8 protein-coding genes are annotated in these 9,783 nt (G+C 72.9%); 3 read left to right on the top strand and 5 right to left on the bottom strand.

Annotated elements, in window-relative coordinates:
- Positions 1-122 precede the first annotated feature (122 nt).
- Positions 123-1,283: an N-acetylmuramoyl-L-alanine amidase gene (locus tag ACLE50_RS10495; RefSeq protein ID WP_410943249.1), complete on the top strand. Its 1,161-nt coding sequence runs from the start codon at positions 123-125 to the stop codon at positions 1,281-1,283.
- A 108-nt stretch (positions 1,284-1,391) separates the two neighbouring features.
- On the opposite strand, the gene ACLE50_RS10490 is transcribed toward ACLE50_RS10495, so the two are convergent.
- Positions 1,392-2,075, bottom strand: a complete 684-nt coding sequence (locus tag ACLE50_RS10490; RefSeq protein WP_410943248.1) for a GNAT family N-acetyltransferase — start codon at positions 2,073-2,075, stop codon at positions 1,392-1,394.
- Between the two features lie 289 nt (positions 2,076-2,364).
- Between ACLE50_RS10490 and ACLE50_RS10485 the strand changes: the two genes are divergently transcribed.
- Both ACLE50_RS10485 and ACLE50_RS10480 read left to right on the top strand, forming a co-directional pair.
- A complete protein-coding gene (locus tag ACLE50_RS10485) occupies positions 2,365-3,738 on the top strand; it encodes an aminotransferase-like domain-containing protein (protein ID WP_410943247.1) in 1,374 nt (457 codons plus the stop codon).
- Between the two features lie 82 nt (positions 3,739-3,820).
- Positions 3,821-4,768: a D-alanine--D-alanine ligase family protein gene (locus ACLE50_RS10480; protein ID WP_410943246.1), complete on the top strand. Its 948-nt coding sequence runs from the start codon at positions 3,821-3,823 to the stop codon at positions 4,766-4,768.
- A gap of 1,776 nt (positions 4,769-6,544) precedes the next feature.
- Here ACLE50_RS10480 and ACLE50_RS10475 read toward each other — a convergent pair.
- The 4 genes from ACLE50_RS10475 to ACLE50_RS10460 form a co-directional block, all read right to left on the bottom strand.
- Positions 6,545-7,525 (bottom strand): ParB/RepB/Spo0J family partition protein, encoded by a 981-nt coding sequence (locus ACLE50_RS10475; RefSeq protein WP_410943245.1) that lies wholly within the window; start codon positions 7,523-7,525, stop codon positions 6,545-6,547.
- A gap of 1 nt (position 7,526) precedes the next feature.
- On the bottom strand, positions 7,527-8,426 hold the full coding sequence (locus ACLE50_RS10470) for a ParA family protein (protein WP_410943244.1): 900 nt from the start codon (positions 8,424-8,426) through the stop codon (positions 7,527-7,529).
- A gap of 80 nt (positions 8,427-8,506) precedes the next feature.
- Complete coding sequence (rsmG, locus tag ACLE50_RS10465; RefSeq protein ID WP_410943243.1) at positions 8,507-9,181, bottom strand: 16S rRNA (guanine(527)-N(7))-methyltransferase RsmG; 675 nt, start codon at positions 9,179-9,181, stop codon at positions 8,507-8,509.
- Positions 9,178-9,717 (bottom strand): Jag family protein, encoded by a 540-nt coding sequence (locus ACLE50_RS10460; RefSeq protein ID WP_410943242.1) that lies wholly within the window; start codon positions 9,715-9,717, stop codon positions 9,178-9,180. The genes rsmG and ACLE50_RS10460 overlap by 4 nt, the downstream gene beginning before the upstream one ends.
- Positions 9,718-9,783 lie beyond the last annotated feature (66 nt).

The raw sequence follows: 9,783 nt of genomic DNA, 5'->3' as shown, positions 1-9,783 counted from the left end.
CGCTGCGACGCCCCGGGGGCCGGGCAGGGCACAATGGTTCCCGGCCATCCGCCGGGCGACCCGCGGAAGGCGACTCCAGACCAGGCGCCGACCGGCGCCGACCGACTGCGAGCGAGGGGTGCATGCAGCTGCTCCGGCGCGGGGACTCCGGTCCTGCCGTGGAAGAGATCCGGACCCGGCTGCGGCAGCTCGGTCTGCTGCCCGCTGCGGAACCCGGTGTGCCCGTCGGGCACGTGTTCGACGACGAGACCGACCAGGCGATCCGGGTGTTCCAGCAGGGACGCGGCCTGATCACCGACGGCATCGTCGGCCCGGACACCGCCCGCGCACTGCGCGAGGCGTGCTGGTCCCTCGGGGACCGGCTCCTGTCCTTCACCCTCTCCACCCCGACCACCGGGGACGACGTCGCGATGCTGCAGGAGCGGCTGATGGAGCTCGGGTACGACCCGGGCCGTCCGCACGGCCTGTTCGACCAGCAGACCGAGCAGGCGCTGATGCGCTTCCAGCGCGACTACGGGATGGTCCCCGACGGCGTCTGTGGGCCCGAGACGCTGCGCGCGCTGCGCCAGCTGGGTCGCAAGGTCACCGGGGGCCGCCCGCACCTGCTGCGTGAGCAGGAGCTGCTGCGCCGTTCCGGGCCGCGGATGCGCGGTAAGCGGATCGTCATCGACCCGGGCCACGGCGGCACCGACCACGGCGTCGAGATCGGTGAGGTCACCGAGGCCGGTCTGATGTGGGACCTCGCCCGCCGGCTGGTCGGGCGGATGTCCGCCACCGGGATGGAGGCGCTGCTCTCCCGCCCGGAGACCGGCAACCCGCCGGACGCCGAGCGCGCGCAGTTCGCCAACGACGTCGGCGCCGACCTGGTCGTCTCGCTGCACACCGACGCGAGCTTCAGCCCGCACGCGCAGGGGCTGGCGACGTACTACTTCGGCAACGGCTCGGGCACCACGTCCAACGTCGGCGAGGCGCTCGCCGGGCTGATCCAGCGCGAGCTGCTCACCCGCACCCCGATGGTCGACTGCCACAGCCAGCCGTGCACCTGGGAGCTCGTCCGGCGGACCCGGATGCCCGCGGTGCGCGTCGAGGTCGGCTACATCACCAACCTCGGGGACCGGCGCAAGCTGCTCGACCCCGCCTTCCGCGACGTGGTCGCCGAGGGCATCCTCGTCGCCGTCAAGCGGCTGTACCTGCTCGGGCAGGACGACCAGCCCACGGGGACCTTCACGTTCAACGACGTACTCGCACGGGAGTACGGCCGGGACGAGATCCGCGCCGTCTGAGGCGTTCTCAGCCCGCCCTGAGATCTTCCGGGGCGGGCTGCTGCCGGGCCGGACAGGTCTCCGGCCCGATGAAGTCGATCAGGCCGCGAGCGGTCAGCTGAGGGCCCTTTACGGCGATTCGGGTGCCCGCAGGCCGGCCGGGCAGGTGCTCAGCCGGGCCGGTGCCCGCTCGACGGGTGCCGGGGCCTGCATCGGGATCGTCACCGTGTTGAACAGCTGTTCGAGTGCGGCCTCGACGTCGGACTTCCACTCCAGCCCCGAACGCAGCTCCATCCGCAGCCGGGGCCACCGGTGGTGCGGCCGGACGGTCTTGAACCCGACCGAGCGCAGGAAGTCCACCGGCACGACGCAGTCCGCCTCGGTGCCCGGGCGGGCGTCGCCGAACGCCTCGATCGCCCGCACACCACGCCCCGTCAGGTCCTTCACGACGGCCTGGGCGAGTGCCCGCCCGAGGCCCTCCCCGGCGTACTGGGGGAGGACCTGCATCGTGATGAGCAGAACGGCGTCCGCGCTGACCGGTCCGGTCGGCATCTCCGTGGCGCGGGGGACGGAGTCCGGCGGCGCGAACAGGACGTAGCCGGCGGGGGCCCCGCCGACGTAGACGACCCGGCCGCAGGAGCCCCACTCCAGGAGCACCTCCGAGAGCCAGGCCTCCTTCTCGAGGTCGGTCGTGCCGTACCCCTCGGCCTGCTCGGCCAGCCGCGGCGACAGCTCCCAGTAGACGCAGTTGCGGCACCGCTTGGGCAGGTCGCCCAGGTTGTCGAGGTTGAGCGCGGCCACATGCCAGGACACGTAGGGGACCTCCGGCCGTTGTTGTCGCGCGGTGCGTGTTCGGTGTGCGCACAGCGGCAGTGCAGGTGTGCGCACCACGGCCGGTCGGCCGTCTCGTCCGCCCGAGAGTAAGCACTGCGGCCCACCGCCGTCATCCGCGAGCCGCCCACCGGTACGTGCGCCACGACGAAGGGCGGGACGATCACCCGTCGCGGTTACACTCGGCCGACCGCGCCCGGTTCCACGTGAAACACGACGTGCCGGCCGGACGCGGTGTTTCCGAGTTCCTGTCACCGAAGGGGAGCACCCGATGGCCTCGCCCGACCGCCCGCAGCAGCCCGACGCCCGCTCCGCCGCGGCCGCGGCAGCGGGTGCAGGGGAGGGCGCCGGCGACGCCGTCGTGCCGACCCCGCTGCCGCCGACCGAGCGGTTCGCCGCCCGTACCGCCGGGATGACTGCGTCGGAGATCCGGGCGCTGTTCGCCGTCGCGAGCCGTCCGGAGGTCGTGTCGCTGGCCGGCGGGATGCCGAACCTGGCGGCGCTGCCGCTCGGCTCGCTGTCCGCCGAGGTCGCCGAGCTGATCGACGACGACGGCCTCAGCGCCCTGCAGTACGGCTCGGCGCAGGGCGTCCCGGTGCTGCGCGAGCAGATCTGCGAGGTCATGCGGGAGGAGGGCGTCGAGGGCGACCCGAACGACGTCGTCGTCACCGTCGGCTCGCAGATGGCGCTGGATCTGCTCACCCGGATCTTCGTGGACCCGGGCGACGTCGTGCTCGCCGAGGGCCCGTCCTACGTCGGGGCGCTGGGCAGCTTCGCGGCCTACCAGGCGCGCGTCGTGCACGTCGCGATGGACGAGCACGGGCTGGTCCCCGAGCGGCTGCAGGAGGCGCTGGAGACGCTCGCGGGGCAGGGGATCACGCCGAAGTTCCTCTACACGATCCCGAACTTCCACAACCCGGCCGGCGTCACGCTGGCGCACGAGCGGCGACCGCGGATCCTGGAGATCTGCCGCCGCTACGGCGTCATGGTCATCGAGGACAACCCGTACGGCATGCTCGGGTTCGACGGCCAGGTGCACCCCGCGCTGCGGTCCTACGACGCCGACGTCATCTACCTCGGGTCGTTCTCCAAGACGTTCGCGTCCGGGCTGCGGGTCGGCTGGGCGCTGGTGCCGCCGCTCGTCCGTGACCGCCTGGTGCTCGCCGCGGAGTCCGCGACGCTCTGCCCGCCGACCTTCACGCAGATGATGGTCTCGCGCTACCTCGCCCACCACGACTGGCGCAGCATGATCAAGACGTTCGCGGAGAACTACCGCGAGCGCCGGGACGCGATGCTGGCCGCGCTGGAGACCTACCTGCCGGAGGGGTGCTCCTGGACGGTGCCCGACGGCGGCTTCTTCGTCTGGCTCACCGTGCCCGAGGGCGTCGACACGAAGGCGATGCTGCCGCGCGCGGTGACGGCGCGGGTCGCCTACGCGTCGGGCACCGGCTTCTACGCCGACGGCTTCGGCAGCCGGCAGCTGCGGCTGTCGTTCTGCTACCCGACGCCCGAGCGCATCACCGAGGGCGTGCGGCGGCTGGCCGCGGTGCTGGAGGCCGAGCTCGACGTCGTCCGCACGTTCGGGTCGTCGGCACGGCGTGAGCTGAACCGGGGACCGCAGGGTCCACGGCCGGACAGCATCTGACGCGGTTGTTTCACGTGGAACGCCCCGGGGCCGATCGGTCCCGGGGCGTTCGTCGTCGCGGGCGATGGCGCAGAATGCCCGCGTGAGTGATCGAACGGTGGCCGTGCTGGCCGGAGGCCTGTCCCACGAGCGCGAGGTGTCCCTGCGGTCCGGGCGGCGACTGGCGGGCGCGCTCCGCGCCGTCGGCGTCGACGTCCGGGAGTGGGATGTCGACGCGAACCTGCTGGAGCGTCTGCGCAGCGACCGGCCGGATGCCGTCGCCGTGGCGCTGCACGGGGGAGAGGGCGAGAACGGTGCGGTGCAGCAGGTGCTCGAGCTGCTCGACATCCCGTTCGTCGGGACGCCGTCCGGTGCGTGCCGGCGTGCCTGGGACAAGCCGAGCGTGAAGGCCGAGCTCGTCCGGGCGGGACTGTCGACGCCGGACTGGGTCGCGCTGCCGCACTCGACGTTCCGTGAGCTCGGGGCGCAGGCCGTCCTCGACGCGATCGTGGGGCGGCTCGGGCTGCCGCTGGTGCTCAAGCCGGACCAGGGCGGGTCGGCGCTGGGCGTCCAGGTGGTGCGCAACGCCGAGGACCTGCCCGCCGCGATGGTCAGCTGCTTCGCCTACGCCGACACCGTGCTCGCCGAGCAGTTCGTCGAAGGGACCGAGGTCGCGGTGACGGTGGTGCACGACGGCGACGAGCCGCGTGCCCTCCCGGCCGTCGAGGTCGAGGTCCCGTCCGGGTTCTACGACTACACCTCCCGCTACACGCCCGGTGCCGCCACCTTCCACTGCCCGGCACGGCTGTCCGAGCAGACACTGGCGCAGCTCGGTGAGACCGCGCTGGCCGCGCACACGCTGCTGGGCATGCGTGACGTGTCGCGGATGGACGCGATCGTCGACGCCGACGGCGCCGTGCACGTACTGGAGATGAACGTGTCGCCCGGGCTGACCGACACGTCGCTGTTGCCGACCGCGGTCGACGCGGCCGGTTCCGACCTCGCGACCGTGTACCGGGCGCTCGTCGAACGGGCCGCCGAACGGGGCTGACGCGTCGTGGTTTCACGTGGAACAGCGGTGGCCCCGCAGGCACGTTCCACGTGAAACCAACGGTGGGCCCGGTCCTGCCACGTCCGGTCCGCGCTCCGTCCCTCCCGCAGACCGTGGTCGGATCGGTGCCGTGGCACGGTCGCCCCGTGGTCACGCTCCCGCAGCGACGCAGCGGGGTGCGTTCCCCGGAACGTCCGGCCCCACGCCAGGTGCGCGCTCGGGGACGGCAGGGGAGCGGGGACCCGGTCGCGGCGTCGCCCCACGGAGCCCGGTCGAGCACTCCCGACAGCCACCACGGCCGGACGCTCTTCGCCACCCCGCCCGGGCCTCGGATGTGCGTCGCCGCGGTCTCCGGACCCGCCGTGATCCTTCCGTCGAGGCTCCGGAGCTTCTGCCCTCCGTGGAGCCCGGACCGGGCAGACAGGCGCGGGGTTCCGCGGAACGCCGACTGCGGGAGCCAGGTGCAGCGGCGCCCGACCACGGCCAGGCCACCGCCATCGCATCCTGCAGAACGCACCCCGGGAGCGCGCTCCTCGCTCGCTCCGCCTACGTTCCGCGGAACGCGAGCGGGGGCCGCGTGAACCAGCGACATCCGGGGCAGTCGATCCCCGGGGGCACCACATCGCGTTCCGCGGAACGCGAGCGCGACCGGCGCCGGGTTTCGGCCTCGTACGCGACGGACGGGCAGCACCGCTGCCTCCCGCGGAGCACGGACTCCACCGGAGAATCCGCCGCTGCGGTGACCTCCGGGACCTGCCGGCATTCGACGGAGACGCAGCACCCCGACCGGCGCGCGGCTACCGACCGGTGCCACCGCACCGACGGCCTCACGCCTTCGGCGCCGTCCTGCGTCTCACGAGGGCCGCCTGTGTTCCGCGGAACCCGCCGGCACGGCCCTCCTGATCGATCTCAGGGCACCACCCGGCACGGCCGAGCCCCGGTGATCCAACCGGAATCCCAAGACCGCTCCGAGCCGCTCAGGGGCCGCAGCGGCGCCCCGGGTTCGTCGCCGCAGCAGATACCGCTTCCCGTCGGGTCCACCGCACGGCACCCGGTCCACCACCCCGAAGCGGACGCCGGGGACCGGTGCACGTCCACGCACACACCACCCGGCCACGGCTGCCGGCAGACGCGTTCCACGTGAAACCGGACCCCGGGGTCCGCGCATACCGGCACCACGATCACGACGGAGCCGTTCCCACGCACGTCGGCGCACGGACTCCGACCGCGTCGGACCCCTGCGACGTCGGACTCCTGCGACGTCGGACTCCTGCGACGTCGGACTCCTGCGACGTCGGACTCCTGCGACACAGCCCCGGGACGCGCCCGCCCCGGGACCGCTCTCGTTCCCCGCAACGCCCGCCCCTACTCTCCGCGCCGGCACACGCCGAGCCGACGCGCCCGAACGCCGGTACCCGGCCGCACCCACGCGGACACACCCGTACGCGCCCGTGCGGGGCGACGAGATCCGACGCCGAGCCGACCGATGCCATCCCCGCCCGGCCGAACGCGCCAGAAGCACGACGTCTCGACAGACGAACGTATGAACATCGAGCTGAATCGGTACAGTAGCCATCGAACAGCCCTGATTCAGCCGCAACCGCCGTAGAACGCCGTCCCGGGCCCCTCACCCGCCGATCACCGCGACAACCCCGCAGCGTCGAGCTCAGCGCGCCCTCAGAAGCCCGCCACCGCGGCGATCATCCGAGGACCCGTCACACGCGAAACGGCCGCCGCCGGGTGATCCGGCGACGGCCGCACGAGAACGCGCTCCGATCACTCCTCGGTGCGGACGCCCATCATCCCGGTGATCCGCTCGAGGTCCTCGACCGAGCCGAACTCGACGACGATGCGTCCCTTCCGCTGACCCATCTCCACCTTCACGCGGGTGTCGAAGGTGTCGGCGAGCCGGTCGGCCATCTCGGTGAACTCCGGACGCGGCGCCGAGCGACGACGGGCCGGGCGCTGCTCGGCAGGCCCCTCCTGCCGCGCGAGCACGACGGCCTCCTCGGTCGCCCGCACCGACATGCCCTCGGCGACGATCCGGGTGGCGAGCTCCTCCTGCGCGCCGGCGTCCTCGAGCCCGAGCAGCGCCCGCGCGTGCCCGGCGGACAGCACGCCCGCCGCGACCCGACGCTGCACCGTCACCGGCAGCTTCAGCAGCCGGATCATGTTGGTGACGACCGGACGGCTCCGGCCGAGCCGGTCGGCGAGCTCGGAGTGGGTCACGCCGAACTCCCCGAGCAGCTGCTCGTAGGCGGCCGCCTCCTCCAGGGGGTTCAGCTGGACCCGGTGGATGTTCTCCAGCAGCGCGTCGCGGAGCAGGACGTCGTCGGCGGTGTGCCGGACGATCGCGGGCAGCGTCTCCAGGCCCGCGCGCTGGGCGGCGCGCCAGCGGCGCTCACCCATGATCAGCTCGTAGTCACGACCGGCGCGGCGGACGACGATCGGCTGCAGCAGCCCGAACTCGCGGATCGAGTGCTCGAGCTCGGCGAGCTGCTCCTCGTCGAACTGGGTCCGCGGCTGCTTCGGGTTCGGGACGATCCGCCGCAGCGGGATCTCCCGGTACTCGGCACCGCCGTCGACGACCTCGGCGTCGCCGTACTGCTCACGCCCGTGCTCGGAGGACGTCCCCGACGGCCGGTGCAGCGGTGCGCCGTTGCCGCCCGGCCGCGGCTGGGTGCCCGGCTCGGCAGGCCCGGTCGGGATCAGTGCGGCGAGGCCGCGTCCCAGACCACCCTTGCGCTCGGGTGCCATCTCAGCGCCCGCCCGCGTCGGGGAGGTAGGCGCCGGACGCACCGTGGTCGGCGATCTCGCGGGCCGCGTCGACGTAGCTCATCGCGCCGCGGGAGCCCGGGTCGTAGGCGAGGACGGTCTGGCTGTAACCGGGGGCCTCGGACACCTTCACGCTGCGTGGGATCACCGTCCGCAGCACCGTGGGGCCGAAGTGCTGCCGGACCTCGGAGCTGACCTGGTCGGCGAGCTTGGTGCGGCCGTCGTACATCGTCAGCAGGATCGTCGACACGTGCAGCGACGTGTTCAGGTGCGAGCGCACCAGGTCGATGTTGGAGAGCAGCTGCCCGAGCCCCTCCAGCGCGTAGTACTCGCACTGGATCGGGATCAGCACCTCCGACGCCGCGACCAGCGCGTTCACCGTCAGCAGGCCGAGCGAGGGCGGGCAGTCGATGAGCACGTAGTCGATGTCGAGCTCGGCCAGTGCCTCGTCGCTCAGCGCCTGGGCGAGCCGGGACTCCCGGGCGACCATGCTGACCAGCTCGATCTCGGCGCCGGCCAGGTCGATCGTGGCCGGCACGCACAGCAGGTTCGGCGACGCCGAACTGGTCGCCGCCGCCTCGCTCAACCCGATCTCGCCGAGCATGACCTCGTAGACCGACGGGGTCCCCGTCCGGTGCTCGACGCCGAGAGCGGTACTGGCATTGCCCTGCGGGTCCAGGTCCACGACGAGCACCCGGACGCCGTGTACGGCCAGGCCGGCCGCGACGTTCACCGTGCTCGTCGTCTTGCCGACGCCGCCCTTCTGGTTCGCCACCGCCATCACGCGGCGGCTCGCCGGACGTGGCATCGAGTGCTCGTCCGGGTGTCGGAGACGGGCGGCTCGTTCGGCCTCGTCCGCGATGGGGGTCCAACCGAGACTCACGCGCGGCCCTCCCTGTGTCGATTCCGCCGGCGTCGCCGAACGTGGGGGTGTTTCACGTGGAACAGCCGACCGGGTCTCCATCATCGCCGTTCCTTCCTCCGGTTCCGACGGGGCACGCCGATACGCGGGATCTCGACCACGGTGCTGGGTGGATCGACCACCCCGGCACCGCAGGTGTGGATCCGGGCGTCCCCGCCACCGAGGGCGTGGACCGCGGCCTTGTCACGACCGATCTCGTCGGACGCGGACGCACCCTTCAGTACCAGCATCGCACCCCCCGTCCGGAGCAACGGCAGGCAGATGCCCGCCAACCGGGCGAGCGGTCCGACGGCGCGGGCGGTAACCACGTCGGCCCCCACCCATCGTCGCAGGACGGCCTTCTCCTCGGCCCGGCCCCGCTCGACGGAGATCGGCAGCTGCAGATCGGCCAGCACCTCGTCGAGCCACTCCACCCGGCGCGCGAGCGGTTCGACGAGCACGATCCGCAGGTCCGGGCGGGCCAGTGCCAGCGGGATGCCGGGAAGCCCCGCGCCGGAGCCGACGTCGACGACGTTCGCGTCGTCCGGGACGACCTCGCCCAGGACCGCGCAGTTGAGGACGTGCCGGTCCCACAGCCGCTCCTGCTCGCGCGGCCCGATCAGGCCACGCTCGATCCCGGAGGTCGCCAGGTGCTCGACGTACCGGGTCGCGAGCGGCAGCCGGTCACCGAAGACCTGCGCAGCGGCGGCCGGGGCCGGAGGAAGGGGAGCGCTCACTTCGTGTGGACGACGACCTGGCGCCGCGGCTCCTCGCCCTCGCTCTCGCTGACGACGCCCTTGACGGTCGCGACGGCGTCGTGGACGACCTTGCGCTCGAACGGCGTCATCGGACGCAGCCGGGCGGACTCGCCGGACTCCTTGACCTCCTTAGCCGTCTGCAGACCGATCTCGGTCAGCTCGTCGCGGCGCCGGCGGCGCCACCCGGCGACGTCGAGCATGAGGCGCGAGCGGTTGCCGACCTGCTGCTGGACGGCGAGGCGGGCCAGCTCCTGCAGGCTCTCCAGGACGTCGCCCTTGGCGCCGACGAGCTTCTCCAGGTCGGCGTTCGAGGCGGCGTCGCCGCCCTCGATGCTGACCACGGCTCGGCCGCCCTCGACGTCCAGGTCGATGTCGCCGTCGTAGTCCAGGATGTCGAGCAGTCGCTCGAGGTAGTCGCCTGCGACGTCTCCCTCCTGGACCAGCAGGTCCTCACCGGACGGCTTGCTCTCCACGTCGGCACCCTCACGGGGGCTGTCCTGCGCAGTGGTGGGCACGGGGTTCTCCTCTCGACGGAACGCTGTGGGTGCGCCGGGCCCGCACGGCGGTCGGGGGCCGCCGGG

It is taken from the genome of Pseudonocardia phyllosphaerae (assembly GCF_046546475.1).
GTDB classification, from domain to species: Bacteria; Actinomycetota; Actinomycetes; order Mycobacteriales; family Pseudonocardiaceae; genus Pseudonocardia; species Pseudonocardia phyllosphaerae.
This window is presented reverse-complemented; position numbering and strand designations above follow the sequence as displayed.